The 24,925-nt window shown below is 69.4% G+C and carries 24 protein-coding genes; 9 read left to right on the forward strand and 15 right to left on the reverse strand.

The features are described from left to right. Positions 1-226: 226 nt before the first annotated feature. The 8 genes from NQ706_RS12435 to NQ706_RS12470 all read right to left on the reverse strand — a co-directional run bounded on the left by NQ706_RS12435 (position 227) and on the right by NQ706_RS12470 (position 9,398). Positions 227-1,219 carry a 5,10-methylenetetrahydrofolate reductase gene (locus NQ706_RS12435; RefSeq protein ID WP_038569879.1) on the reverse strand — a complete coding sequence of 331 codons (993 nt, stop codon included), beginning with the start codon at positions 1,217-1,219 and terminating at the stop codon, positions 227-229. 324 nt (positions 1,220-1,543) lie between these two features. Then, positions 1,544-2,065 (reverse strand): 2'-5' RNA ligase family protein, encoded by a 522-nt coding sequence (locus NQ706_RS12440; protein WP_051806305.1) that lies wholly within the window; start codon positions 2,063-2,065, stop codon positions 1,544-1,546. A 116-nt stretch (positions 2,066-2,181) separates the two neighbouring features. Continuing rightward, on the reverse strand, positions 2,182-3,504 hold the full coding sequence (locus NQ706_RS12445) for an ABC transporter permease (RefSeq protein ID WP_051806308.1): 1,323 nt from the start codon (positions 3,502-3,504) through the stop codon (positions 2,182-2,184). A gap of 258 nt (positions 3,505-3,762) precedes the next feature. Beyond that, on the reverse strand, positions 3,763-5,508 hold the full coding sequence (locus tag NQ706_RS12450; RefSeq protein ID WP_038571971.1) for a pyruvate dehydrogenase: 1,746 nt from the start codon (positions 5,506-5,508) through the stop codon (positions 3,763-3,765). A gap of 220 nt (positions 5,509-5,728) precedes the next feature. After that, complete coding sequence (locus NQ706_RS12455) at positions 5,729-6,760, reverse strand: Dyp-type peroxidase (protein ID WP_404361013.1); 1,032 nt, start codon at positions 6,758-6,760, stop codon at positions 5,729-5,731. 435 nt (positions 6,761-7,195) lie between these two features. Then, positions 7,196-7,783: a copper resistance CopC family protein gene (locus tag NQ706_RS12460; RefSeq protein WP_051806313.1), complete on the reverse strand. Its 588-nt coding sequence runs from the start codon at positions 7,781-7,783 to the stop codon at positions 7,196-7,198. A 26-nt stretch (positions 7,784-7,809) separates the two neighbouring features. Then, positions 7,810-8,505, reverse strand: a complete 696-nt coding sequence (locus tag NQ706_RS12465; RefSeq protein WP_051806315.1) for a copper chaperone PCu(A)C — start codon at positions 8,503-8,505, stop codon at positions 7,810-7,812. A gap of 335 nt (positions 8,506-8,840) precedes the next feature. After that, on the reverse strand, positions 8,841-9,398 hold the full coding sequence (locus tag NQ706_RS12470) for a hypothetical protein (RefSeq protein WP_038569880.1): 558 nt from the start codon (positions 9,396-9,398) through the stop codon (positions 8,841-8,843). A gap of 215 nt (positions 9,399-9,613) precedes the next feature. Between NQ706_RS12470 and NQ706_RS12475 the strand changes: the two genes are divergently transcribed. Both NQ706_RS12475 and NQ706_RS12480 read left to right on the forward strand, forming a co-directional pair. After that, on the forward strand, positions 9,614-9,745 hold the full coding sequence (locus tag NQ706_RS12475) for a hypothetical protein (protein WP_268746219.1): 132 nt from the start codon (positions 9,614-9,616) through the stop codon (positions 9,743-9,745). Positions 9,746-10,009: 264 nt separating this feature from the next. Then, a complete protein-coding gene (locus tag NQ706_RS12480; protein ID WP_150112826.1) occupies positions 10,010-10,336 on the forward strand; it encodes a hypothetical protein in 327 nt (108 codons plus the stop codon). A gap of 97 nt (positions 10,337-10,433) precedes the next feature. Here the strand turns inward: NQ706_RS12480 and NQ706_RS12485 are convergent, their stop codons facing one another. After that, positions 10,434-11,312, reverse strand: a complete 879-nt coding sequence (locus NQ706_RS12485) for an SDR family NAD(P)-dependent oxidoreductase (protein WP_404361016.1) — start codon at positions 11,310-11,312, stop codon at positions 10,434-10,436. A 141-nt stretch (positions 11,313-11,453) separates the two neighbouring features. Then, positions 11,454-12,536, reverse strand: coding sequence for an FAD-dependent monooxygenase (locus tag NQ706_RS12490; protein WP_167539862.1), 1,083 nt, complete (start codon positions 12,534-12,536; stop codon positions 11,454-11,456). A gap of 117 nt (positions 12,537-12,653) precedes the next feature. Between NQ706_RS12490 and NQ706_RS12495 the strand changes: the two genes are divergently transcribed. After that, complete coding sequence (locus tag NQ706_RS12495) at positions 12,654-13,298, forward strand: hypothetical protein (RefSeq protein WP_006945044.1); 645 nt, start codon at positions 12,654-12,656, stop codon at positions 13,296-13,298. A 79-nt stretch (positions 13,299-13,377) separates the two neighbouring features. On the opposite strand, the gene NQ706_RS12500 is transcribed toward NQ706_RS12495, so the two are convergent. Continuing rightward, complete coding sequence (locus NQ706_RS12500; RefSeq protein WP_006945026.1) at positions 13,378-14,394, reverse strand: CaiB/BaiF CoA-transferase family protein; 1,017 nt, start codon at positions 14,392-14,394, stop codon at positions 13,378-13,380. Positions 14,395-14,541: 147 nt separating this feature from the next. Between NQ706_RS12500 and NQ706_RS12505 the strand changes: the two genes are divergently transcribed. Next, entirely contained in the window at positions 14,542-15,936 is a 1,395-nt protein-coding gene (locus NQ706_RS12505; RefSeq protein ID WP_006945036.1) for a cytosine permease, read from the forward strand. Between the two features lie 190 nt (positions 15,937-16,126). Here the strand turns inward: NQ706_RS12505 and NQ706_RS12510 are convergent, their stop codons facing one another. Beyond that, positions 16,127-16,717, reverse strand: a complete 591-nt coding sequence (locus tag NQ706_RS12510; RefSeq protein ID WP_051806322.1) for a Pr6Pr family membrane protein — start codon at positions 16,715-16,717, stop codon at positions 16,127-16,129. A 118-nt stretch (positions 16,718-16,835) separates the two neighbouring features. Then, positions 16,836-17,417: a hypothetical protein gene (locus NQ706_RS12515; protein WP_235181963.1), complete on the reverse strand. Its 582-nt coding sequence runs from the start codon at positions 17,415-17,417 to the stop codon at positions 16,836-16,838. Positions 17,418-17,699: 282 nt separating this feature from the next. Between NQ706_RS12515 and NQ706_RS12520 the strand changes: the two genes are divergently transcribed. Continuing rightward, on the forward strand, positions 17,700-18,713 hold the full coding sequence (locus NQ706_RS12520; RefSeq protein WP_051806324.1) for a DUF2797 domain-containing protein: 1,014 nt from the start codon (positions 17,700-17,702) through the stop codon (positions 18,711-18,713). Positions 18,714-19,021: 308 nt separating this feature from the next. After that, positions 19,022-19,471, forward strand: coding sequence for a GNAT family N-acetyltransferase (locus tag NQ706_RS12525; protein ID WP_038569887.1), 450 nt, complete (start codon positions 19,022-19,024; stop codon positions 19,469-19,471). A gap of 123 nt (positions 19,472-19,594) precedes the next feature. On the opposite strand, the gene NQ706_RS12530 is transcribed toward NQ706_RS12525, so the two are convergent. Beyond that, on the reverse strand, positions 19,595-20,197 hold the full coding sequence (locus tag NQ706_RS12530; RefSeq protein ID WP_051806327.1) for a DUF1648 domain-containing protein: 603 nt from the start codon (positions 20,195-20,197) through the stop codon (positions 19,595-19,597). Between the two features lie 169 nt (positions 20,198-20,366). Here NQ706_RS12530 and NQ706_RS12535 point away from each other — a divergent pair, with 169 nt between their 5' ends. Beyond that, positions 20,367-21,224: an FkbM family methyltransferase gene (locus NQ706_RS12535; protein ID WP_038569889.1), complete on the forward strand. Its 858-nt coding sequence runs from the start codon at positions 20,367-20,369 to the stop codon at positions 21,222-21,224. 65 nt (positions 21,225-21,289) lie between these two features. Here the strand turns inward: NQ706_RS12535 and NQ706_RS12540 are convergent, their stop codons facing one another. Beyond that, on the reverse strand, positions 21,290-22,096 hold the full coding sequence (locus tag NQ706_RS12540) for an alpha/beta fold hydrolase (RefSeq protein ID WP_038569891.1): 807 nt from the start codon (positions 22,094-22,096) through the stop codon (positions 21,290-21,292). Positions 22,097-22,228: 132 nt separating this feature from the next. On the opposite strand from NQ706_RS12540, the gene NQ706_RS12545 reads away from it, so the two are divergent. Both NQ706_RS12545 and NQ706_RS12550 read left to right on the forward strand, forming a co-directional pair. Continuing rightward, positions 22,229-22,912 (forward strand): B12-binding domain-containing protein, encoded by a 684-nt coding sequence (locus tag NQ706_RS12545; protein WP_038569893.1) that lies wholly within the window; start codon positions 22,229-22,231, stop codon positions 22,910-22,912. Positions 22,913-23,267: 355 nt separating this feature from the next. Next, a complete protein-coding gene (locus NQ706_RS12550; protein WP_051806329.1) occupies positions 23,268-24,755 on the forward strand; it encodes an MFS transporter in 1,488 nt (495 codons plus the stop codon). The last annotated feature ends 170 nt before the right edge of the window (positions 24,756-24,925 follow it).

Raw genomic sequence — 24,925 nt, forward strand, 5'->3', positions numbered from 1 at the left:
GCACCGCGGCGGCCTTCTCCTCGACCGAGTAGCGACGCGTCGTCGGCTTCCCATTCGCCAGTTCCTTCGGCATAACCCCATCCTCGTTTCCAAGGTCAGGAGTCTCCAACAAACTCAGGGCGCTTCAAAAACCCCTCCCAGGGCGGCTGGTCTGGGGTTTCCAAAACCGACGCCGCTGCATGCCCCATCAAGACTCCGAGCAGCCCGAGCAAGCCCCGCCGCCCCGTCAGGCGCCGAACGCTGATTGCGGTTGACGTTCCTGCGGTGGCACCTCGGCTTCGTTGCCGGCGCCTCGTTCGAGAACGCGCGCGATGTCGCGGGCGAGCTGAACCGTGGCGTCGATCTCGACGCGGCGCGTCGACACGCTCTCGACGTTGAAGCCGAACGGCACGTCGAGGTAGCGACAGAAACGGGCGAGTTCGTGCGCGGCGGCGAGGCAGTGCTCGTAGGACGCCTCGAGGGTGTCGTGGCTGCGGCGCAGTTCGTTGCCGACCCAGCGGGGCACGTCGACGCCGAGCCATTCGAGGAAGTCGAGGGTCTTCTCCGAGCCACACAGCGACAGCGTGAAGATGAGGCGCGCCGGTCGGATGCCCCGCTCGGCGCAGGCGTAGGCGTAGTCGCTGATCGTGTTCTTCGCCTCGCCGGTGTCATAGACGACCTGGCTGACGAAGAACGCCGCACCCGACTCCTGTTTGCGCAGCAGCCGTTCGTGCTCGGCGGTCGTGCGTGCGTGGCGTTCGGGGATGACGACCCCGCCGAGCGTCACGTGCTCGTGCTCGGCGGCGAGGTCGACGGCGCGCGACAGGCTCGTCCGCACCGGCTTGTCGGACGAACTAGCGCCGACGAAGACGGTCGCGTCACCCTGGCGGCGTGAGGTGAGGAAGTCGCGCAGCTGCGCCTCGTCGTACTTGCCGACGCAGCGGTAGACGATCGCGTTCCCGTCCCACCCGGCGAGCGGGCCGGCGAGGAAGTCGGCCGGGTCCATCGTCTCGAGGTAGGGGAACGGCCGGTCGTCATCGGTGCGATCCGACTCGTCGTCGAGGTCGTAGAGGATGAGCGCGTCGACATCGAGGCCGTCGAGACGCGTGAGGGTCGCGTCGGCGATCTCCTGCGCACGTTCGGCGCTCGTCGTCGCGCGCGGCGGCGTCATGGCGAACAGCAACAGCTCACGATCGTCGGCGACGAGGTCGGCGAAGGGGCGTTCGGCATGGGCGCTCATGACGATCGAGGCTAGGCCCGCACCTCATCAACACCCGATTCGAGCGCCGACCCGTGAGACGAGCAGCCGCCTGCCACGGACCGAGAGCCGCTGATCATCGCCCGGAAACGCCTCGAGGATGACGCGCTCCTGGGCGATGATCAGGCGCAGTCGGCTCAGATGATGGAGTCCTCACCGTCAGGCGTCAGCCGTCGTTGCCCGATACGTCAGTGAGGACGCGGCCGTCGGCGAGGGTGATGTCGAGCTCGAGCGGCTTCCGATCGTTGTCACCGTCGTAGACGCGTTCTCGGTCAGTGTCGGTGACTTTGACAGACGGGGGTGGCGTCAGGCCTGGGCGAGGACATCGATCGTCGCGGTCGCGGGATCCCACCACCGCAGACGGTCGGCGACGAGGACGTCAGGCGCCGGTTCACCACCGCGGGCGTCGACGGCGGCCATGGCCTCCCCGAGTCGATCGCGCGGGATGCGCCGACCGAGCGTCACGTGCGGCGTCCACACCGGGTGGCGGACGAGGGGTGACGCCTGACGCAGCGCCGTCACCTCATCGACGACGGCACGGGGCGGCTCGGCGAGGTGCGCGAGCGTCACCCGTGAGCCCGTGCCGAACGTGATGAGGCCGCGCACGTCGAGACGGATCGGCAATGCGGCGGAGAAGAACTCGCGGGCGCGGGCGACCACGTCGTCGGTAATCGCAGATGCGACGACGAGCGACAGGTGCGGCGCGTTCGTCATGCCACGGTGGTCGAGTTGCGACGGCACGCCGAGCAATCGCAGCGCCCGCCACTGTTCCTCGACGGCGGTGGCGCTGCGCTTGTCGAAGCTCAACTCGAGCGCACAATCGGCCATGACGCGACGCTACCGAGGTCAGAGGATGAAGAAACCACCCCTAGGTGCTCGGTTGAGCCCCAGGGGTGGTTTCAATGCGACGCTCAGGGCCCCGTCAGGCCTGTGATCGGCGACGGTCAGGCCTGCGCGTCGCCGTCGCCGGGATGGTCGGCGGTGTCGTGACGCTCGCGGCGGTCGCGCCGCAGGGGAAGCTCCGCGGTGCGGTCGCCGCCGTCGCCGCGGCCGTCGACGTCATCGTTCGAGGCGGCCTCAGACGCCCGCTCCCGCGACTCGCGCTCGTAGCCGGGCCCCCGCTCGCCCTCCTGCCTGTGCGGCGGGTGGTGGCCGAGTTGATGCTCGACGAACTCGCCGACGGCGCCGACGCCGTCGTCGTCACTCGCGTCGACGCCGCCCGGGGCGAAGCGGTAGGTGTTGTTGCCGATCATGAACAGGATCCACAGGCCGATAACGCCCCAGACCGCCACGACCCACAGGGGGCGGGTGAGGTCGACGCCGCCGAAGTAGGCGATCGAGCGCACGGCGTCGACCCCCGCGCCGTTCGGCAGGTACGGGCCGACCGAGCGCCACGGCTCGGGCAGTACGTCGTAGGCGAACGCACCGCCGGCGGAGGGGTTGCCGAGGATGACGAACAGCAGGATCGCGAGGCCCACGCCGAGCGAACCGAATGCCGACGTCAGGCCGAACGTGAACGTGCTGACGGCGAAGACGAGCGCCATGCCCATGGCGGACATCTTCCAGAACGGGCCGGGCAGCGCGTCGAGCACGTACTGCGCCACCAAGGTGCCGACGATGCCCGAGAGCACCGCGTACCCGGCGAACAGCAGCAGACGCATCCGCGCCCCGATGGCGGTGTGCGAGCGGTTGCCGACGACGGTCGTCATCGACGCGGGAAGCAGGTAGGCGCCGACCATCCAGGCGAGGACGAGATAGAACGCGGCGGTTCCGCGGGCGTCGTCGGGCGCAGCCTTGACGACGTCGTGCGTGACGAGGCCGCGCTTCGCGTTCTGTGACGTCTTCGTCGCGACGGTCTGCGCCACCTGAGCGCGCGAGGCCCCTTGAGCCGAGGCGTAGTAGAGCGTGTCCTTCGGGTTCTTCTCCGTCTTGCTCGGGTTGAAGACGTAGACGCCGACGGCCTTGTCCTTCTTCACCTGCTCGATGGCGGCCTTCTCGTCGGTGCTGATCGTCGCAAGCACGGGCTGACCGTCGATGGCGTTGAGCTTGTTCGCGATGTAGCCGGCGTTGCCCTCGGTGTGGCTGACGACGATGAACGGCGCCTTCTTCGCCTTCGGCTTGCCGAAGGCACCCATGTACGACAGCCCCATGAGGCCCTGCACGAGCACGCACATGAGCGCGAGCACGATGAGGCGGGGGGCGAACTGACGGATCTGCTCGCGAGCGGTGGTCTGTGCGGGAGCAGACTCGTCGAGACGCTGCGCCATGGGCTTCCTCCGAAGGACGGGATGCGGGCGGTTTCGTGGGGGCCGGCCGCTCGCGTCGCGGCGAGCTGCCGGGCCGTGGTTCAACCGTACTTCCCCAGGCCCCGTCGAGTCACACTACACCTGTAGTGCCGCCGGAGGAAATCGCAGAACCCAGGCAGATTTCGCTTGGCACTCACGCCTGCGGCGCGCCACAACAGGACGCGACCGCTCTCGTCCCCCGGCCTCGCCGCCCGCCTCAGCCGGCGGCGAGGAGCGCCGTCACCAGCTACGCGGGATGTTGCGCAGGTTGGAGCGGCCCATCGCGACGGCTTCGCCGGCACCGCCGTTGAGCACGATGCGCGACATGGCCGTCGCGAACCCGAACACCTGGTCGCTCGTGATCTTCGGCGGGATCGACAGTGCCATCGGGTCGGTGACGATGTCGACGAGGCTCGGACCCTTGTGAGAGAGCGCCTCGGCGTACGCCTTATCGAGGTCCTTCGGGTTCTCGACGCGGATGGCGTGCCACCCCATCGCCTGAGCGATGGCGGCGTAGTTGACCTCGGGCACGTCGACGCCGAAGTCGGGCAGCTTGTCGACGAGCATCTCGAGCTTGACCATGCCGAGCGTCGAGTTGTTGAACACGGCGAGCGTCAGCGGCAGGTCGTAGGCGCGTGCCGTCAGCATGTCGCCCATGAGCATCGACAAGCCGCCGTCACCGCACATCGCGACGACCTGGCGGTCGGGGTGCGCGAACTGGGCGCCGATGGCCTGCGGCAGCGCGTTGGCCATCGAGCCGTGCAGCATCGAGCCGATGAGGCGGCTGCGGCCCGTCGGCTGGATGTAGCGCGCGGACCACACGTTGCACATGCCCGTGTCGGCGGTGACGATCGCGTCGTCCGCGAGGGCCTCGTTGAGCAGCGACGCGGCGTACTCGGGGTGGATGGGGGTGTGCTTCTCCACCTTGCGGGTGTAGGCGCCCACCGCCTTGTCCATGAGCTTCTCGTGCTTCTTGAGCGTCTTGTCGAGGAACTTCGAGTTCTTCTTCTCCTCGAGGAGCGGCAGCACGGCGTCGAGAGTCGCCTTGACGTCGCCCTGGATCGGCAGGTCGACGGCCGTGCGGCGACCGAGCACCTCGGCGCGCGCATCGATCTGCACGGTGCGCGTGTCGGGCAGGAACTGGTCGTACGGGAAGTCGGTGCCAACCATGATCATGAGGTCGGCGTCCTCGATGCCCTCCGCGGCGGCGCCGTAGCCGAGCAGGCCCGTCATACCGACGTCGAACGGGTTGTCGTACTGCACGAAGTCCTTGCCGCGCAGCGAGTGCCCGACGGGCGCCTTGGCCTTGCTCGCGAGCCGCATGAGCTCGTCGTGTGCCCCGGCGGCACCGGCGCCGGCGAAGATGGCGACCTTCTCCGCCGCGTTGATCTCGGCGGCAAGCTTCTCGACGACTCCGGCCGGCGGCACGAGCACGCCCGGCTCGGGCACGGCGACGGGCGTCACGTCGGAGGTGGCGGGCTCGTCGGCGATGTCACCGGGCAGCGTAATGACGGAGACACCCTTGAGCGTGACGGCGTGCTGGATCGCCGCCTGCACGACGCGGGGGCTCTGCACGGGCGTCGAGATGAGCTCGGAGTAGACGCTGCACTCGGTGAAGAGACGGTCGGGGTGGGTCTCCTGGAAGTAGTCCTGCCCGATCTGCGCGCTCGGGATGTGGCTCGCGATGGCGAGCACGGGCGCGCCGGAGCGGTTCGCGTCGTAGAGGCCATTGATGAGGTGCAGGTTGCCCGGGCCGCAGGAGCCCGCGCAGATGGCGAGTTCGCCCGTCACCTGCGCGTCGGCGGACGCGGCGAAGGCGGCGACCTCCTCGTGGCGCACGTGGATCCAGTCGATGCCGCCCTTCGCGCTGCCGCCGGTGCGGCGCACGGCGTCGACGATGGGGTTGAGGCTGTCTCCGACGATGCCGTAGATGCGGCGCACACCGGCGGCCTGGAGCTGGGAGACGATCTGATCGGCGAGCTTCATCGAGCTGACTCCTCCGGCGGCACCTGCCGCCTCGTTCGTGAACACGTTTTGATTCCAGTCAAGTACGCGCGGCAGATCCCGTCAACGAGGCTGCGATGTGAAGTCTGGCATCCGCCACCGACAACCCCGTCATTCCGCGGCTTTCGACACCTCGCGGCACCCCTCGACGTGACGAAAGAGGCATTCGCAGGCACCCTGCCGACAAGGTGCACGCCGCGCGTCACGCCTCGACGATGTTCTGGCCCAGGTATTTTCCGGGCCGCGGGGCGCTCGGCAGCAGGTACACACCGGAGCCTATGGGCGTCGTCCAGGTGTTGAGGAGGTCGGCCTCGGCGAGGCGGCGCTGGATCGGCACGAACTGCGCGGCCACGTCGGCGCAGAACGCGACGAAGATCAACCCGCGGTCGCTCGTGCCGTCGGCGCGCGCGTCCTCGTAGTTGTAGGGGCGGCGCAGGATGCGCTCCCCCGTCTTCGCCGGCCGCGCCCGCGGCACGTGCGCCGCCGGGTTGATGACGCTGAGGCCGAGCTCGTCGGTCTTCTCCAAGTCGATCGGGTCGTGCGGTGACGCGCCCGTCAGCGGGGCACCGTTCGTCAGCCGCCTGCCGATCGCGTTCTCCTGGGAGGCACGATCGAGCGTCTGCCACACGTCGACGTCCATGCGGATACGGCGGATCACCATGCTGGTGACGCCCTCCATCCACGGCGCGTCGGTGGTGGCGGCGTTCCACACGCGGTCGGCCTCGTTGCCGTCGACGTTCGGCTGCTCCTGCCCGTCGAGCTGGCCGAACAGGTTGCGCGTGACACCTGCATCGCTCGGGCGCGCGCCGGCGTGGAAACCGCGCTGCTGCCAGCGCGGCGTCGCGATGCCCTTGAGCGCGCTGACGAGTTGCGTCGCCGCGTGACTCACCCCGACGGGGTTGGCCGCGTCGATCTGGATGACGAGATCCGTCTGATCCCAAGGCTTCTCGAACCGATCGATCGGCATCGTGGGGATCGGCGCGAGCCACGACGGAGCCTTCGCCCTCATGCCGCGCAGCGTGAACACGCGCGGCCCGAGGCCGACGGCGATCGCGACGCCGCCGGCATCGAACGCGAGTTCATGCGCGACGTCGGGCAGCGGCGTCGACCCCGCGACGAAGCGCGACGCGGTGTCGTCGACGACGACGAGCGCACGACGCAGGTCGTCCTTCATAGCATCGCGCGCGAGGTCGAGGCCGATCCAGTGCGCGTGCGCACCGGGCTGCGTCGTCACACCCGACTGACGCGGCGCACCGCTCGGCACGTGCCAGCGCGCCGGATGCGCCGACGCGCTGGCACGCGCGCACTGAGGGGCCGAGGCACTCGAGGATCCCGAAGCTACCGCCCCAGAACCTGGCCCAGCCCCTGACGCCGACGCTCCCGACCCCGCGCGATCGCACGCCGCGAGCGCAACGGCACCGAGGCTCGAACGACCCGGCGATCACTCCCCGCCGCGAGGCCCCGCCCCCATCAGCTATTCCTGTCCCCCTCTGCGATTTTCGTCCACCTTCGCGCGCGACCCCGGCCGTCGCCGCCCCTGGGCCGGCTGGGCACTGCGGATCCACGCGTGACGGACCATCACCTGAACCCTCCTCGTCCTGACCGCGGCCCGCGCGGGGCACCTCCGTCGAGGCACCCCGCGCATCGTCACGACGCTGACGGCGAAGGCTCACTGGCCGCGACGGCGCCGCGCCATGAGCGCGACTCCGAGGCCGACCACCACGACGACACCCGCCACCGCGGCGATGACGCTCCACGCGGCGCTGCCGTCAGCGTCCTGGTGCGCCTCCGCCGCGGGTGACGGAGCGGGCGAGTCGAACGTCGTCGTGGCCGTCGCGCGCGGCGACGACGACGCGGCGCCGCCCGAGGACGACGCTGCCGTCGACGGCGCCCCAGTGCTTGCCGTGCCGCCCTTCAGCGTGAACGTGTACGACCCGCTGATGGGGTGGCCGTCGCTGGAGACGACGCGCCACGTCACGGTGTATGCGCCGTCACCGTGGCCGGCGAACGGGGCGCTGACGGTGCTGCCGTCGACCTTCGGCGTGGCCTTCGACGTCGACCCGTCCGGTGCCTTGACGGAGATCTGGTTGCCGACGGCGAGCGGCTTCTCGGCGAACGTCAGCTCGAGCGATGACGGCGCGCTCGTCACCGTCGCGCCGTTCTTCGGCGTCGTGCCGGTCAGTTCGTCGTGGGCGGATGCGGCGGGCGCGAACGCGATCGTCGTGGCGAGCGCGAGGGCGGCGTAGGTCTTCTTCATCGTGGGAGCCTTTCGGGCCGTCAGGGTCAGTGGGAGGGTGTGGTCGACATGCCGGGCATGGTCGAGCCGGCCGAGTGCGAACCCATGCCGCTCGAGTGGGCGTCGCCGGAGTGGGTCGCCTCCGACGAGTGCTGCGCGTGGCCGGAGCCCGCGTACTTCTCCTTCGCACCGTCATAGGCGCGTACGGGGAAGCGGACGTCGGTGTGCGAACCGTCCTCGAACGTCACGGTGAGCTTCTGCGTCTCGCCCGCCTTGAGCGCGTGCGAGAGATTCATGAACATGAGGTGGCTGCTGCCCGGCTTGAGTTCGAGCGAGCCGCCGGCGGGCACGGTGAAGGACTTCGTCTCCTTCATCTCCATGCCCGTCGCGGTCTTCTGCGTGACGTGCAACTGCACCGGCCCAGCGTCGCCGCGCGCGCCGGTGATGACGATGGGCTTCGTCCCGGTGTTCTTCAGCGTGCCGAACGCGGCGCTCATGCCCGAATCGGCGGCCTTCGCCCAGATGTCTGACGGCGTGATGCGCGACGCCATTGTGGCGTCGGCGCTCGACGTGGCTGACGTCGACGTGGCCGGCGCCGACGATGCGGCGCTCTTGGAGTCGCCCGAGGTGCCCGAATCGTCCGACGAGCAGGCGGTGAGCGCTGCCGGCGCGGCGAGCGTCAGAAGGGCGACGGCCGTCAGGCGGCGGGTGCGGCGGGTGGCGGACGTGATGGTGAGGTTCATGGTGAGGACTTTCGTTCTGGGTGCGACGTGGCGTCGCGGCGGCTCTCACGGCCAGGGGAATCGGTGGCGTCGCCGATGGATGCGACGAACGCTGCGGCGATTTCACGGCTGCCGGAAAACGCAGGACGCGCGGGGCGCCCGGGCGCTCGACGTGCAACGGGGTGGCGCCGACATGGTGCGCGGCCACGGGCTGCTCATGCCGTCATGCGCTCGTCAGGCCCCCCTGACACCAGGGGGCACCGCACCGGCACGATGTGGACGCTCGGTCGACAGCCGTGAGGCGCATGTCGACAGCCCTGATGGCCAGGCCCGTGAGAGAGGGAAAGATCCGAGGATCAGTGCGAGAGAACGAAACTCACCGGTGGGGCGCGGCTGGCCCGCGGGGCGTGCAGCGTCACCAGGCGGGGCGCACGAATGTCGTCGAACGCGGCCCGAGCCGTCGGGAATTCACCGAACGGCGCGAGCTGAATCTGCGGCACGAGGACGCGGATCGTCCAGGCGAGCGCCTTCTCGCCGTACGCGAGGAGCGCGGCGAACAGCCATGTCATGCCGATGTGGCTCGCGGCCATCGTCGCGCTCGTGCCGTCGGCGCTGACGTCGGCGGCGCTCGCGTGGTGCGGCATCGTCATCGAGGCGGGCATGAGCGTCGACATCGCCGCGTGCAGCGCGAGCTGCGCGACGGCCATGACGCCGACGAGCTGCGCGAAACTCCAGCGTCGCGTGCTCACCGCGTGCATGATCGGCGTACCGATCACCGTCAGGCAGATGAGGAGCAGCACCGGCGCGCGATGCCCGCCTCCGGCGACGTGCGCGGCGCCCGCCGAGCACGCCGTCAGGGCAGCGACGAGCAGGCTGCGCACCCAGCGCACCTGCTGTTTCTGCCCGAGCTCCACCCAATCAGTCTACGAGCAGCACCCAGCGCGCCCGCCCAGCCACGCTGTGAGGCCGGGTACACCGCGTCCTCGGCGTGCGGGCATGCTCACCGCCCACCCCAGATGCGTGCCCCCTCGGGCGTGAAGCGTGCACAAGTCTTCGCTTCGGCCACACCTCTCGACGATGCCCATTTCCATGCTGGGCAGATGCGAACGAGGTATGGCGCCCCCGCGACATGGCCGTCATCGCCGCTAGCGGCGGCAAGCGGCTGTTCGCCGATGACGGCATCAAGACGCGCCTGACGCTCGTCGAGAGCCAACAGTTCGCCAACGGCATCAACCTCGCGGTGTTCGACGTGGCACGCTGACCCCTCTTCCGCCCACCGGCCCGGCGGCGCATACCTGACGAAGGGCGCACCCTCCACCCCCCGCCATCGTCGTCTGCGGCCATCGCCCGCCAGCCTCCCCCGGCAGCTCTTCGAACCGAGGCAGCATGCCGCGTCATGCCGAAAAACAGCCCCTTGCCCGCCCCCACCTATCGGCCCTAAGGGAAAAAATGATCCAAAGGGTGAAGCTGTTCATCCGAAAGACGCGCTACCTTTACGTGAGCTACGACACAGGAGATGGTCAGCATGGCGTCCTTCACACCAGGCGTCGATCGGTGGTTGCGTCACGTGGGCGCGTCCATCATCGCGGCAGGCGCCCTCTTCAGCGCCCCCTTCGTCCTGTGGGCTCTCGCGTACAAGACGTACATCTACGCCGAAACCGGGCACTGGTACGCCTGGGGCGCGCCGACTCAGATCGGCGTGTGCAACCGGATCATCTCCTACGCGCTCGTCGTGCTCGGCGTCATCGGCATCACCTTCCTCGGCGCCGGGCACGTCATGGCTCTTGTCCGCCGACGGCGCGCCGCAGCCCCCCGGAGCCACTCGCCGATCATCGGCGCCATACGCCGCTGAGGCGTTGCTCACAGCCGCACCGCTTCTCTCGCGTCGCCGCCGACCGCGTCAGGGTGACGCGCTGCGCCGATGACTCAGGCATGATGCGTCGCGCGAGTCACGAATGACGCACGCCGTCGCCGTCCAGCACGGCGGCGTAGCCCTCGCGATACGTCGGGAAGTCGAACGCGAACCCCGTGCGCCGCAGTCGCGAGTTGTCGAGTCGACGGCTCGCACTCCACTCCCCGCGCCACGACGGGTCGGCGTCGGCATCCAGGCGTTCGGCCAGGTACGTGGCAACCTCACCCGCCGACGCGGGCGCGTCATCGGTGACGAGATACAGCGCGTCGGGCTCCGCCGTCATCGTCAGCAGGTGCGTGATCGCGCGCGCCAGATCGTCACGATGCACGCGATGCGTCGTCCGTGACGGATCGCCGACGTCGCCCTCGCTCACCCGGTTGACGAACCATTCGCGACCCGGCCCGTAGATGCCGCTCGGGCGCACGACGATGCCCCGCGTCGACGCGGGAAGCGCTGAGAGAAAAAACTGTTCGGCCCCGGCGAGCACACGGGCCGTCGGCGTCCTCGGAGCGGGCGGCGTGTTCTCGTCGACGAGACCGCCGGACGCGCAGACCGCCGTCGACGACACGAACAGGGCCCGCTCGGGCGCCCAACCCAGCGCGGCCATCGCCGCGAGCGCAGTACCCGCGGCCTCAAGGAACGTCGCCCGATAGGCCTCCTCGCCGCGCGCGTCGGGCGTGAGGCAGACGACGACGCTTTGCGGCCCACGCGCCCAGCCGCCGCGCTCCGTCAACGGTTCGAGCGCCGCCCGCACCGCGTCGACGCCCGCGCCGAGGTCGCAGGAGATGCCCGTCAGCGGCTCGGGCACGCGATCGGCGTGACGCCGCAGCGCGACGACGTCATCGCCCGCGCGCGCCAGGTCGAACCCGATCTGCGTGCCCAGATCGCCGGCGCCGAACAAGAGAGAAGTAGCCATGCCCCCATCCTGCCCGTCTCGGCCCCGACGATCTGCGTGCAAGTGCACCCGGGTGCATCGGGACGCAGATGGGGTGACCCAACTCAAACACCTCCTGCACCCAAGTGCACCCGGGTGCATCTGGGCGCAGGAGGGGAGGGGCTATCCCCAGCCCGTCGCGACGGCCATGACGGCCGACGCGCCCAGCCGCGCCGCCTGCGTCACCGGCCATCGCCGACGCTGCCAGCGGCCCAGGCCGCCGTCGGCGCTCAGCACCCGGGCGAGCGTCACTGCGTCGATGATGGCGTCGCTCGCGCCACGCGCGAGGTTCGGCAGCGACCCGTGCGCCGCGTCACCGATGACGACGAAGCGGCCCTGCACATAGCGACGCATCGGCGGGGCGACCCACAACCGCGCCGCGACGGTCGTGTCGTCGGCTGCGGCCAGCGCTGCCCGGACGGTGGGTGCCGCACCCGCGAAACGTCGTCTCGCCTCGTCGACGACCGCCATGACGTCGAGCTGCTCCGGCGCATACGCCCCACGCATCACGCCGACCCTGTGATCGGGCGTGTCGCCCTGCGCCGACGCCATCGCGTGCGCGGTGAACCAATACCTGCCACCGCTCACCGGAGCGTCGCCGAAAAGCCTTCCCGCACCCCAGAACTCGCGTGCAAACGGGTTCGTTCCGTCCAGACCCTCGAGCGCGGGCGCGATACCGCGCAACGTCACCCAGGGCGTCGCACGTCGTTCGGCACGCCAAGGGTCGACGGTGCCCCTCACCCGCGAGCGCACGCCGTCAGCACCGACGACGACGTCGGCGTCCAGTTCGCGAGGATCGTCGACGCGATGCGCGACGGGCGCGGGCGCCACCGCCCGCAACGCCACCATGAGATGCTCACGCCGAACCTGCGCGACGGGTGGCGCGGGGGCACGCAACAGCCGTCGCCCCGTCATCGTGTGCAGGTCGACTCGCTCGCACCTGCGAACCACTCCAACTCCAGATGACACACCGACTCCGCGGGCCCTACCGGGCGCAGCGCCGCTCACACCGTGACCGCCGCCGAGCTGCACCCCCAGCTCTGCAAGCGCGCGCAGAGCGTCAGGCCACAACCCGAGGGCCGCGCCCGTCCGACGATCGGGTTGCGCCTCATGGACGGTGACGTCGAAACGCGCCGGGTCGAGCGCCGCGGCCAACGTCAGTCCTGCGACTCCACCGCCGACGACGGCCACGCGACGAACCACCATGTCTCCCAGCGTAGGACCCCGGCACATGTCGGGGGACGGGGATCACACCCACCTGGACGCAACCCATAGATTCTCCATGCGTCTGCCTCTGTGACATCCCCGCCGAAAGGAACACCGATGCGTTTCACCACCACCACCACCGCCACCGTCGCGGCCCTGTCGCTCACCGCTCTCACGGCGTGCGGCTCGGACTCGTCCAACTCCGCCTCCTCCGCGACGAGCGCCGCCTCCGGCGCAGCCGCGAGCGCGACGTCCTCCGCCTCCGGCGACGCCAGCTCCAACTCAAGCGCCAGCGGCTCGGGTGAGGCATCGTCGTCCTCGTCGAACGCCAAGCCGATCGACTGCCCGACCGAGAACACGCGCAAGTTCGCCAAGACGCGCTTCGCGACGGACATCGGCCTGACGGCCGGCACATTCCACCGCTACCTGTGGAAGCCCTACAAGGCCGGCACGTTCCAGAAGGGCGCCGACGGCCGCACGAAGGCCCTGATCAAGGGTGGCGCGACCGCCGCACTCGACCTCAAGCTGCTCAACAACGCCGTCAAGAACGCCCAGGCCAACCCGACGCTGTGCAAGACGATCGCGCAGCCGCTCGGCACCGCCGTCGAGAACGTCAAGAACATGAAGGGCGACCTCACCTCGGGCAACTTCGCCTCGATCATGGCCGCCAACACGGCGCTGTCACAGATCATGTCCGGCTCGCAGCAGCAGGGCATCAAGATCGACGAGACGACGGACGAGTCGAAGCAGAACGAAGGCTGACCTCCCCCGTCCACGCGAGACCCCGCTGCACCGGCGTACCTGGTGCGGCGGGGTCCTGTGTCTTCGGATGCCGGCACCCTCAGTCGCTTCCACCGAACCGCGGCGCGGGAGCGGGCATCGTCACGCCGTCGACGTCGACGAACGCCTCGCGCCCCACGGCATGCGGGTGATGCGGTGCTTCCCAGGGTGTGAGGACGGGCGTGACGCACGCGTCGGTGCCGTCGAAGAGCTGCGCCCACTCGTCACGCGTCTTCGTCGCGAACGTCGCCGTCAGCACCTCACGCCAGCGCGACCATCCCGTGACGTCGGTCTGCGCGGGCATCGTCGTGGCGTCGAGGCCGAGCCCGTCGACGAGGGCCGCGAAGAATTGTGGTTCGAGCGCTCCGACGGCGACGTGCCGGCCGTCCGCACACGTGTACGTGTCGTAGAACGGTGCGCCGCCGTCGAGCAGGTTCGTGCCGGGTTCGCCGCTCCACAACCCCACGGCGTGCAGGCCGCGCAGGAACGTCGAGTACAGCGACGCGCCGTCGACCATCGCGACGTCGAGCACCTGCCCCCGACCCGTCGTGGCCCGTGCGACGAGGGCCGCGAGGACGCCATTGGCAAGCAGCATGCCACCACCGGCGAAGTCGGCGAGCACGTTCGTCGGCGGATTCGGACGCTCACCGGGTCGCGCGAGCGGGTACAGCATCCCCGACAACGCGAGGTAGTTGATGTCGTGCCCCGCCGTCTGCGCGAGCGGGCCGTGCTGACCCCACCCCGTCATGCGCACGTAGACGAGTCGCGGGTTGAGAGCGAGCAGGTCGTCGGGGCCAACGCCGAGGCGCTCGGCGACTCCGGGACGGTAGGCCTCGACGAAAACGTCTGCCGCTGACGCGAGTTCGCGGACGGCGGCGAGTCCGTCAGGTGTCTTGAGGTCGGCCACGATCGTCGTCTTGCCCCGGTCGAGCGCCGCCGTCGGAACGTCGAGCGCACCCGAACCTGGACGTTCGACACGTGTCACGTGAGCGCCGAGGTCGGCGAGCATCATGCAGCCGAACGGTGCGGGCGCAAGGCTTGCGAGCTCGACGACCGTCACTGCCTCGAGGGGTTTCATGGCTTCTCCTGACCTTCGCGGGTGACGCCATCATCGCGCGCCGCAGGAGGCGCACGCGTAGTTCGGCGACCATTCGATGCGATCGGCCTCTAAGGTTCCATCGGGTCGGAATGTTCCCGTCCCACGATTCGAGGAGACACTCAGCCTGTGAGCACCGCTTCCCCCACGTCGCCCTCCCCCGCGCAGGACGCCCCCGACCTGCGCGACACCCACGACGTCCCCCGCACCCTCGACGAGGGCCACGCGCCGCGCAACCTCGGCCTGCTCGACCAGCTCGGCATGTGGGCGAACCTCGGCATGAGCCTGCTCGCGTTCGCGGGCGCGCTCGTCGTCCTGCAGCCGTTGGGCGCGCCGGGCATGGGCGTCGGCGCGGCGCTCAGCGCACTCGTCGTCGGGACGCTCGTCGGCACAGCCGGCGTCTCGGCGATGGCGCTCGCGTCGTCGCAGCAGGGGCAGCCGGCGATGGTGATGCTGCGCGGCCTGTTCGGTGGGCGTCTGTCGTACGTGCCGAGCGTGCTCAACATGGTGCAGCTCGTCGGCTGGGGAACGTTCGAGATGGTGACGACGGCGTTCGCCGTCAAGACGCTCTGGGACGTGCCGAGCTGGCCCGTCATCGGCGTCATCGGGCTCGTGACGATCACGCTGGCGATCTACCCGCTGCACTGGGTCAAGGTGCTGCGCAAGTACGTGACGGTGGCGGTGATCGTCGTGCTCGTCTATCTCGCAACGCAATTGGCGACGCGTGACCTGCCCGCCTACCACGGCCACGGCTGGGACGGCTGGATGATCGCCGTCGACGCGATCATCGGGCTGTGCGTGTCGTGGGTGCCCGTCGCGGGCGACTACGCGCGCCACTCGACGTCGCACCGCGCCGCCGTCATCGGCAGCTACGTCGGGTACAGCGTCACGCAGATCGCGGTGTACTGCATCGGCATGGTGGCGCTCGTCATCGCCGGTGGTGACGGTGACAAGGTGTTCTCGATCTTCCTCGGCATCACCGGCGGCACACTGTGTTTCTGGGTGCTGACGCTGCGCGAGATCGACGCGTGCTTCGTCGACGTGTACTCGCCGACCGTGTCGGCGCAGAACATGCTGCCGCGCGTCGATCGTCGCCTCATCTCGACGGCGCTCGGCATCATCTCGATGGTGCTCGCGTGGAGCATCGACATCTACGGTTTCGCGACGTTCCTCTCACTCATCGGCTCGGTTTTCGCGCCCCTGCTCGGGGTGTTCCTCGTCGACTACTACGCGTTCGGCGGGCGTCGGCGCTGGAACACGTCGGTCGACGCCCCGGGTCGCCCACTGATGCTCTTGCCGTGGCTCGCCGGGTTCGCGATGTACCAGCTCATCTCCCCGGGCGAACTCGGCTGGTGGTCACGGATGTGGCACGACATCGCGGGCACCCTGCACTTCACGGCACCGAGCTGGATGAGCGCGAGCCTGACGTCGTTCCTCACCGCGGTCGTGCTGACGGCTGTCGTCGACGGGGTGACGCGGCGTGGCGCTGAGGCGAACACGAAGGTCCAGGGCGGGTCCCGTTGAACGCCGCCGCATGGGCGCTGCTCGCGTCCGCGCCGCGTGAGCGTTCCGGACATTGAGGGCCGAAACCCTGCAGTGCGGCGTTTCGGACCTCAAGGCCGAGAGCGGATGGACGCGCGACGTGTCAGCAGACGGTCGATGCCCCAGAACGCGAGCGCCAGCACGAGGCCGAACAGCAGGATGACGACGAGCGTCACGGCCACCGAGCCGTACCGTGCGCGTCGACGTTGACGAATGGGTACGGGTAGGCGTCGACGACGGCGCCGCGCACGAGCATGTAGACGATCCACACGCCGGGGATGGCGAAGCATGACGCGACGGTGCGCCGATCGATGCGGCCGCGCGGGCCCCAGACGAGCCACACGATGACGGTGACGAGCGGCACGGCGATGTGCTGCCACGGGTTCGTCACGAGATCCCAACCGGTCGGGTGCGACCCCGGCGCGAGCAGCAGCGCGTAGACGATGGCCGTCACGGTGATCATGATGAGCGCGTCGAGGCGGACGACGCGCCGCCACCGCGTGTCGGCGTAGGGCGCCACCGCGACGAGGGTGCAACTGATCGCGACGATGACGTTAGACCAGACCGTGAAGTAGCTGAGCGTGTCGAACAACCGCGAGATCGCTCCTGCGAAACCGCCGGGATGCACGCCGTACTCGTGCGGAGCGGGCGTCACGTGCGCGTACTGATCGGTCGCCGACAGCACGCAGACGAGGACGAACCCGATCCAGGCGAGCGCAGCGTTGAAGGCGAACGCCGCACGGGCGCCGGGTCGAAGCGTCATCGGATCAGGGTGCCACAGGTCCGCGATCGAGATGCGCGGACCCGGGGCGACCGCCGTCAGGCCCCGGGGCTCGGCGAAGCAGGTTGCGCCCGTCGGGGATTAGACCAGCGTGAACAGCTCAGAGCTTGACCATCGGCATCGGGTTGAGACGCTTGCGCTCCTTCAGCCCCATGACGAACCCGCGCCCGAGCATGAGGTGCATGCCGTTGTCGGGAAACCGCTTCAGCATGGCGCGGTAGTCGTCACGGCTGACGTGCGGTGGAAGCGGCAGACGGTAGACGTCCGTCGCGTCGGCACGTCGCGTCGCCTCGACGAGGGGGTGCGGGTTGCGCGCCGGCCGGACGCGGTGGTGCTCGTCGATCATCGCGGTGACGAGCGCGGCTTCACCCTCGTGGCCGGTTCGCGAGAGCTCCTGCGCCGCAAGGCTTTCCGAGCCGGGCAGGTAGTCCCACGTGTGCTCGAACCAGATCGCCGCGTCGTGGTAGTACGAGGCGACGGCGACCGGCTCGACCCAGTCGGGGCGCATGTCGACCTGCCCCATGACGAGCGCGGCGACGCGCTGCGCGTGCCCGCGATACGGCGCGAGGTCGCGGCCGAACACGGCGCTGTCGCGGGTGAACAACTCGGCGATGCGTTCGTGGACGGCTTCGCGCAGGACGGCCTGGGCGGGCTGCGCAGACGATGGCGTGGCGTCAGTCATGGCCATGATCGTAGAAGGTTCAACGGCGGTGGCGCTGACGTCCGGGTGCGACGGCGGCACTGGCACTCCCGCTAGCTGTGCCGCAGAGCGGCGGAGGGCCAACAGGTGCCGACGCGGCCAGTGGCCACTCAGACGTGCGGCATGCGACGTCCAACGGACTGGGTCCAACTGGCGGGGTCCAAGTGACGCGACCCGACGGGCGGCCTGCAACGGGCGCGGTGCGGCGTACGGACAGTCCGAGCCCGAGTGCTGCCATCTACCCCGTCATGATCGGATGGAGCCATGCCTCGCCCCAGCATTCCTCGCGACACGCCGTTCCTCGCGCACTCCGTCTCCTGGACGGGTGGGGAGCCGCATCTCGTCATCTCGAGCCCCCTCGAGACCGAGCGACGAACGCTGAACCTGGTCGGTGAACGTCTCGCGTTCCACGTCGACCCGAGGGGGCGATTCTGCACCGGCGTGTTCATCGCCACGGGGTCGAGCGGTGGCCGTCATGAGCCCTGCGACGGCGCGCGTCTCGCCACCACGGGCCGTCAGTGCGAGCGGTGTGCGAGTCGCGACGAGTTGCGCTTCATGCACCACGCGCATCGCGGTGGCCATGTACCGGAGGCGCTCGGTCGCTACCTGGCGCAACCTCACTGGCTCTACATCGCGACGTTCGCGGACGGCGCGCACAAGGTCGGTACGGCGTCCGATGCGCGCAAGCGAGTTCGTCTCGACGAGCAGGGCGCGGTGCGGGCCACGTACGTCGCACGCACGGACGACGGGCTCGCCGTTCGAGTTCTCGAGGACGCCGTCACCGAGCACGTCGGTGTGCCCCAGGCGCGTCACAAGACGAGCAAGGCCGCTGCTCTCACCCGGGCGTTGCCCGAAACGGCGCTCGATGTCGCGCACGCCGACTGCGTCGCCGCCGTCGAGGCGCACCTGCGAACGCGCGGCCTCTGCGCGCGTTCGATGCCCCACGAGGCTTGGCAACCCCCGGCGTTGCACGCGGCGTTCTTCGACGCCGGCCGTGGCATCCACCCCGTCTACGCCCACCCCGTCACCGGCGGATCCCACTGCCTGACGCCCGTCAGCCTCGTCGGATCGGTCGCGCTGGTTCAGGTCAACGCTGCGTCCGAAGCCGAAGCCGAAGCCGAACGTGCGGCCGAAGCCGAAGGCGTGGCCGGGGATGCGGCGGAAGGCGCGGCCGATTCGCTCATGCTCGTCGACCTCGACGCACTGGGCGGGCGCCGCGTCACGTTCGACGACGCCGCTCGCTCGCCGGAATCCGTCGCGCAGCACAGTCTGTTCTGACGGGGTGCCGGGGGCTGACAGATGCGCGGTCGCAGGGCTCACGTACGTCTCAGGGCGCGTCGCACACCTCGCCCAGGCTCTGTTCTCCTGCCATGAGCAACATCGCCGTCACCACGAGGCAGTCCCCATGCGCCCGTATGCACGTGCGTGCAAGTGCACCCGGGTGCACTTGCACGCAGGTGCATCTGAGCCGACGAGATCGTGCATCGCAATCGGACCTCGTGCGCCGTGGCTCACGCTTCCCCGCGCTCTCGCCGACCTTCTATCGCCGCCCTCTCTCCCACTCCGTCTCACCACCAGGAGGCCCCGTGAACACCGACTACGAACTGCTCGATTCCGCACCGGATCTCGAGACCTACCTCGAGCTGCGACGAATCAGCGGCCTCACACCCCGCACCGCCGAGCAGGGCGCGCCGGCCCTGACGAACTCGTGGGCATGGGTGACGGTTCGTCATCGCGCGAGCGGCGACGTCGTCGCGATGGGCCGCGTCATCGGTGACAGCGGGTGGTACTTCATGGTCGCCGACATGGCCACCTCGCCGGAGCATCAGCGTCAGGGCCTCGGGCGGGCGATTCTCACTCGGTTGCTCGCGCGCATCGAGCACGACGCGCCGTCCGGTGCCTATGTGACGCTCATGGCCGACGCACCGGGCCGGCCACTGTACGAGAGCCTCGGCTTCGTCGAGACTGCGCCCCGCAGCGTCGGGATGCGTCTTGAGCGTCGGCGTCCTCAGCCGTCGGACAACTCATCAACCTGACGCACCCGTCGACGCGACGCAGCCCCGCCCGTCCTCAACTGTGATTCCTGTCCACATTCGCCGCCAGCGGTCACGTGACGAATGTGGACAGGAATCGCAGAAGGGGACAAGAATCGCAGCTGGTCACACCGCCTCGTCCGACGGCTGATAGCGCCTGCCGAGCAGCATCCGCACGACGAGGCCCAGAATGCCTGCGATGAACGCGATCATGATGACGGCGAAGAACACCCCGGGCAGCTCCCCGCCTTCACGATGCGCGGCGACACCCGTCATCACGCTGATCGCCGCGAACAGCAGCGTCGTCAGAGCACCGATGAGCATGAGGTCCTCGCGAACCAGCCGTTCGAAGTGTCGCAGCCGTTGCGGCGTCTGCAGCCAGTACTCTTTGTTCGGCGCGTTGATGCCTTGCGGCCAGCGCAGGACGAGCGTCGTCACGAGGCGCAGCACGGCGCCGATGGCGATCGGGCCGACGACGAACGCGACGAGCGCCCCGGCGCGGCTCGACCAGTCGTCGGGTTCCGAGCCGTCCCAGTGCGTCGGGACGCGTTCGGGCAGGGTCGAATAGACGACGAGAACAGTGACGAGCCAGACGGCCACGGCCCCACCGACGATCGCGCGCACGCCCCGGCTCATCGGTTCGGTCGGCAGCTGACGCGCCTGACGGGCCGTCTCGCGCAGTTGCTCGGGGTCGGGAAAGCCGGTGTCCCAGCGGGAGGTCTGCGTCACCACCTCACGCTATCCCACGCCCGGCACCTCTGGGGGAGACGGGCGCATCGACCCCGGCGCAACCCGTCCGGCGCATGGCCGGGTCGCCCTTCCCCCTGCCCACGGACGAAGGATCTGCGCGCACCTGAAAGACTGCGACGACCCGTCATGCCGTCGCGAAGGAGCATCGATGTCCGCTCTACGGGAACTAACGCAGCCGAGCCGCCTCACCGAGGTCGTCGACATCGGCGCGAACCCCCTGGTCGACACCCCGCCCTATCTGCCGATGCTGCGCGACGGTCTGTGCCGCGTCACCGGATTCGAGCCACAACCCGACGCCCTCGCGCGTCTCGAGCGCGCCGCCGGGCCGCACGAGCGCTACCTGCCTGCGGCCATCGGTGACGGCGAGCGTCACACCCTGCACGTGTGCGCCGAATCGGGATTCACGAGCCTGTTCGAACCGGACGCCGCGCAACTCGCCCTGCTCACCGACTTCCCGCGGCTCGCCGAGGTCATCGACCGCGTCGACGTCGACACGACCCGCCTCGACGACATCACCGAGATCGAGTTGCTCGACCACCTCAAGATCGACGTGCAGGGCGCCGAGCTGATGATCTTCCGAAACGGCCGCGAGCGCCTGCGCACGGCGACGAGCATCCAGCTCGAGGTGAACTTCCACCGTCTCTACGTCGATCAGCCGACGTTCGCCGATGTCGACGTCGAGCTGCGCGCGCAGGGATTCGTGCCACACGCGTTCGTCGCGACGAAGACCTGGCCACTCGCACCGGTGCAATGGGCCGATCGCGACGCACCGACCGACGAGGCGCACGCACGTCAGCTCGTCGAGGCCGACATGCTCTACGTGCGCGATCTCGCCCGCCTCGACGACGCCGAGACCGTCGACGACGAGGCACTCAAGCACCTCGCGCTCGTCATGCATCACGTGTACGACCAGCACGGCGTCGCGCTGCTCGCTCTGCGCGAACTCATCCGTCGCGGAGCGCTCGACCCGTCAGCCGAGGCTGCCTACCGCAGCCACCCGGTCTGACGCGCGGAGCGCCGCCACCCGGACGACGCCATCCGGCCGCCCGGCGAGCCCGCCGTCACACCCCGTCAGGCGGGAAGGTCGCGCATGCGGGTGAGCCAGTCGGCGACGAGGGCGCTGACGAGGTCGGGGCGCTCGAAGTGAACGTTGTGGCCGGCGCCGTCGAGCGTCGCGAACGTGGCGCGCGGGTAGTGCTCGAGGTGGCGCAGCGCGTCGCCGAAGCCGACGAGGTGGTCCTGGCGGCCGGTGAGGATGAGCGTCGGTTTCTCGAAGGGCGCCTCCTCCTCGGGCTGCTCGCCCAGCTCGTAGTTCTCCGCGAGCTTCTTCATCGCGTTCTTGTCAGCCAGTTCGGCTCCGGGCGCGGCGAACTCGAGGAAGTGACGGGCTGTGTCGTCGCTCTGCACCACGGCGACGGCCGTGTAGTCGTCGGCCTTGTCCCTGACCTGGGCGACGGCGTCGTCATCGCGTCGCAGCACCGTCTGCTCCGGCGTCGTACGGGCATCGGAGTCCGCGACGAACACCGCCGCGAGCAGGCCCAACCCGAGCACCTGCTCGCGACGGCGGTGCGCGACAGCGCGGGCGACCATCCCGCCGAACGAGTCACCGAGGATGGCGAACGGTGCGTCACCGATCTGCTCATCGACGAACGCGAGCACACGCTCGACGACGTCGTCGGTGCTCGCTGCGTCACCGATCGGGGTGCTGCCGAAGCCCGGCAGATCGGGGTAGAGACGACGCCAGCCCGTCGTCGCGACGTCCTCGCGCGCCGCACCCGCGGTGAAGGCCGACTCCAACGGCAGCACGAGCCGGTGGTCGGCGTCGAAGCCGTGAAGCAGCACGATGGGGGTACCGGAACCGTGTTCGACGAAGTTCATGCCACGAGCCTAGAGACCCGGGGCTCCGGCGAACAGCGAACAGCGAACAGCGAACAGCGAACAGCGAAAGACCATGCCGCACGGGACGAATGACACCTCGCCCCGGCAGGTCCGGGATATGTTGATCTGACGATGGATCTGCAGACGAACGACATCCTCACGGCCGAGGTGGGCCGGCGCATCTTCGACGCCGTCCTCACCCTCGACGAGGATGCGCTGCGCGCCGAGTTCGCTCGTGCTCGCGGCGAGCACGGCGTCGATGCCCTCGTCGCCGACGTCCTCGTGCCCGCGCTGCACCACGTCGGCGTCATGTGGTCGGCCGGCGAACTCAGCGTCATGCACGAGCACCACGCGTCGAACATCGTCCGCTCCGTCGTCTCGGAGTTCAGAGGCGAGGCGGTTCGCACCGAGTCAGAGCGCGACGCGCGCCCCCGCGTCGTCCTGACGTGCCCGCCCGGCGAACTGCACGACCTGCCCAACCACTTGTTCTCGGCGATGCTCGTCGAACGTGGCTGGGCGCCCCTCGTGCTCGGCGCCAACACCCCGTGGGCCGCGACGAGTGCCGCCGTGCGCGCCACCAGCGCGCGGGCGTGCGTCATCTCGGGGATGAAGGCGACGTCGTTCGCGGCCCGCCGTTCGGAGCTGACGGTCATGGCGCGGTCGACACCCGTCTACGTCGCCGGCCCCGGCGCGACCCTCGCGGGCGTGCCCGGCGTCGTCGCCCTCGGGGACGACTGGCGCGAGGCCGCCGACGTCGTGACGGGCCGGCTCGCTGCGCCTCTCGTCGACCCGGCGCAGGTACCTCGCTCGGCCTGAACGCACCCGATGGCGTGTGAGGGTCGACACATCATCGTCCCGGCCGATCCGCCGGCCAGCGGCGGCGCAGCGCCACTCGGACCCTCAGCTTCTTGAGGGGTTGCGCCGAAGCGGCTCCCAGCCTCGCCATCCCCTCAACGCCCTACGCGCACAAGCCGTTACGTCGTCTCACGACGTGGTCACCTGACGTCCAAACCCCTCCTTCGCAACCCGCGACGGCGACGAATCGACAGTCGATCTTTTGTCAATCTGCTTGATTTGCAGCCAGATTGCTGTTTGTTGCCGGGTCGAGAACTCCCATAGCATCGCGAAGAAACGTCAGACAACCGACCCACGTGTGAAAGGGGCAAACCACATGTTCGGACCGGACAGTGTTCGTCGACGATGGTCTGTCGACGAGGTGACGGTGACGCACCCCGACGTCATCAAGCGCGCCATCGGCGCCGCCGCGATCGGCAACATCACCGAGTGGTACGACTTCGGTGTCTACAGCTACATGGCGCTCACGATCGGTGACGTCATCATGCCGCTCGAGGGCTCCGCCGCGACGCTCATGACGTACGCGCTCATGGCCGTCGCCTTCCTCTTCCGCCCGCTCGGCGGCATCATCCTCGGCCCGCTGTCCGACCGCATCGGTCGCAACAAGGTCCTCGCGATGACGATGATCATGATGGCCGGCGCGACCGTCGCCATCGGCCTCATCCCGGACTACGCGCACGCCGGCGTCTGGGCCTGCGTCCTGCTGTTCCTGTGCCGCGTCCTGCAGGGCTTCTCGACCGGTGGTGAATACGGCAACGCGATGACGTTCATCGCCGAGTACGCGCCCGACAAGAAGCGCGGCTTCCTCGGCAGCCTCCTCGAGGTCGGCACGTTCACCGGTTACCTGCTCGGTGCCGGCATGTCGGCGCTCGTCATGGCGCTGTGCACGACCGACCAGCTGCACTCGTGGGGTTGGCGCCTGCCGTTCTTCCTCGCCCTGCCGCTCGGCTTCATCGGCGTCTACCTGCGTTCGAAGCTCGGCGACACCCCGGCGTTCGAGGCCCTCGAGGCCGAGTCGGAGCAGCGCGAGAAGGACAACAAGGTCTCGCTCAAGGACACGTTCAAGATGTGGCCCGCCATGCTCGTCTGCGGCGGCCTCGTCATCGCGTGGAACGTCACGAACTACATGCTGACGGCGTACATGCCGAGCTTCCTGTCGACGGTCACCGACCACAAGGGCGGCCAGGGCATCAGCGACAACATGAACAACGTCTCGCAGATCATCGTCATGGCGGTCTGCCTCGCGATCATCCCGCTCATCGGTCTGGCCTCCGACCGCATCGGGCGCAAGACGATCGTGCGCATCGGCTCCGTCATGCTGATCGTGCTGGCGTTCCCGTCGCTCATGCTCATCACGCGCAACACCGAGGGCTCCGTCATCGCGGGTCTCATCATCATGGGTCTGTCGCTCATCTGCTTCAGCGCCACCATGCCGTCGACGCTGCCGTCGCTGTTCCCGACGGCCGTGCGCGCCGGTGCGCTGTCGATCGCGTTCAACATCTTCATCTCCGCGTTCTGCGGCACGACGGCTCTCTACACGGGCGCTCTCGTCGACGCGACCGGCAACCTCATGTGGCCCGCGTACATCCTCATCATCGCGGGCGTCATCGGCCTCGTCTCGGTGCACTTCCTGCCCGAGTCGAACGGCCGACCGCTGTGGGGCTCGGCCCCCTCGGTGGAGCACGACCACGAGGCGCACGGCGTCGTCAAGGATCTGCACGCCGAGGCCGACCAGCTGAAGGCTGCGGGCGTGCGCGAGGACGCGCCGTACGAAGAGGCCGACGAGGTGCTCGCCAAGAGCTGAGCCGCCTCATCGGACGCCGAGCGGGCCGCCCCTCCCACGTGGAGAGGCGGCCCGCTTCGCGTGGGCGGGGCCGGCTGCGCGTCAGAAACCGCCGCGCTTCGCCTGCGCGCCCGTCGACCGTCTCGAAGGCCCGGCTCGTCGAGGACGCGGCGGGCTCCGCCAGGCGTGGT

The sequence above is a fragment of the Dermacoccus sp. BD5 genome (genome assembly GCF_044878485.1).
In the GTDB taxonomy this organism is placed as follows: Bacteria; Actinomycetota; Actinomycetes; order Actinomycetales; family Dermatophilaceae; genus Dermacoccus; species Dermacoccus nishinomiyaensis.

What these genes read in the sequence shown, in the direction of transcription:
- NQ706_RS12520 (WP_051806324.1), top strand. Translation starts at nt 17,700, where the DNA reads ATGCCTCGCCCCAGCATTCCTCGCGACACGCCGTTCCTCGCGCACTCC.
- NQ706_RS12535 (WP_038569889.1), top strand. Translation starts at nt 20,367, where the DNA reads ATGTCCGCTCTACGGGAACTAACGCAGCCGAGCCGCCTCACCGAGGTC.
- NQ706_RS12485 (WP_404361016.1), bottom strand. Translation starts at nt 11,312, where the DNA reads ATGGCTACTTCTCTCTTGTTCGGCGCCGGCGATCTGGGCACGCAGATC.
- NQ706_RS12500 (WP_006945026.1), bottom strand. Translation starts at nt 14,394, where the DNA reads ATGAAACCCCTCGAGGCAGTGACGGTCGTCGAGCTCGCAAGCCTTGCG.
- NQ706_RS12550 (WP_051806329.1), top strand. Translation starts at nt 23,268, where the DNA reads ATGTTCGGACCGGACAGTGTTCGTCGACGATGGTCTGTCGACGAGGTG.
- NQ706_RS12515 (WP_235181963.1), bottom strand. Translation starts at nt 17,417, where the DNA reads ATGACTGACGCCACGCCATCGTCTGCGCAGCCCGCCCAGGCCGTCCTG.
- NQ706_RS12475 (WP_268746219.1), top strand. Translation starts at nt 9,614, where the DNA reads ATGGCCGTCATCGCCGCTAGCGGCGGCAAGCGGCTGTTCGCCGATGAC.
- NQ706_RS12435 (WP_038569879.1), bottom strand. Translation starts at nt 1,219, where the DNA reads ATGAGCGCCCATGCCGAACGCCCCTTCGCCGACCTCGTCGCCGACGAT.
- NQ706_RS12510 (WP_051806322.1), bottom strand. Translation starts at nt 16,717, where the DNA reads ATGACGCTTCGACCCGGCGCCCGTGCGGCGTTCGCCTTCAACGCTGCG.
- NQ706_RS12450 (WP_038571971.1), bottom strand. Translation starts at nt 5,508, where the DNA reads ATGAAGCTCGCCGATCAGATCGTCTCCCAGCTCCAGGCCGCCGGTGTG.
- NQ706_RS12465 (WP_051806315.1), bottom strand. Translation starts at nt 8,505, where the DNA reads ATGAACCTCACCATCACGTCCGCCACCCGCCGCACCCGCCGCCTGACG.
- NQ706_RS12495 (WP_006945044.1), top strand. Translation starts at nt 12,654, where the DNA reads ATGCGTTTCACCACCACCACCACCGCCACCGTCGCGGCCCTGTCGCTC.
- NQ706_RS12545 (WP_038569893.1), top strand. Translation starts at nt 22,229, where the DNA reads ATGGATCTGCAGACGAACGACATCCTCACGGCCGAGGTGGGCCGGCGC.
- NQ706_RS12490 (WP_167539862.1), bottom strand. Translation starts at nt 12,536, where the DNA reads ATGGTGGTTCGTCGCGTGGCCGTCGTCGGCGGTGGAGTCGCAGGACTG.
- NQ706_RS12480 (WP_150112826.1), top strand. Translation starts at nt 10,010, where the DNA reads ATGGCGTCCTTCACACCAGGCGTCGATCGGTGGTTGCGTCACGTGGGC.
- NQ706_RS12440 (WP_051806305.1), bottom strand. Translation starts at nt 2,065, where the DNA reads ATGGCCGATTGTGCGCTCGAGTTGAGCTTCGACAAGCGCAGCGCCACC.
- NQ706_RS12540 (WP_038569891.1), bottom strand. Translation starts at nt 22,096, where the DNA reads ATGAACTTCGTCGAACACGGTTCCGGTACCCCCATCGTGCTGCTTCAC.
- NQ706_RS12445 (WP_051806308.1), bottom strand. Translation starts at nt 3,504, where the DNA reads ATGGCGCAGCGTCTCGACGAGTCTGCTCCCGCACAGACCACCGCTCGC.
- NQ706_RS12460 (WP_051806313.1), bottom strand. Translation starts at nt 7,783, where the DNA reads ATGAAGAAGACCTACGCCGCCCTCGCGCTCGCCACGACGATCGCGTTC.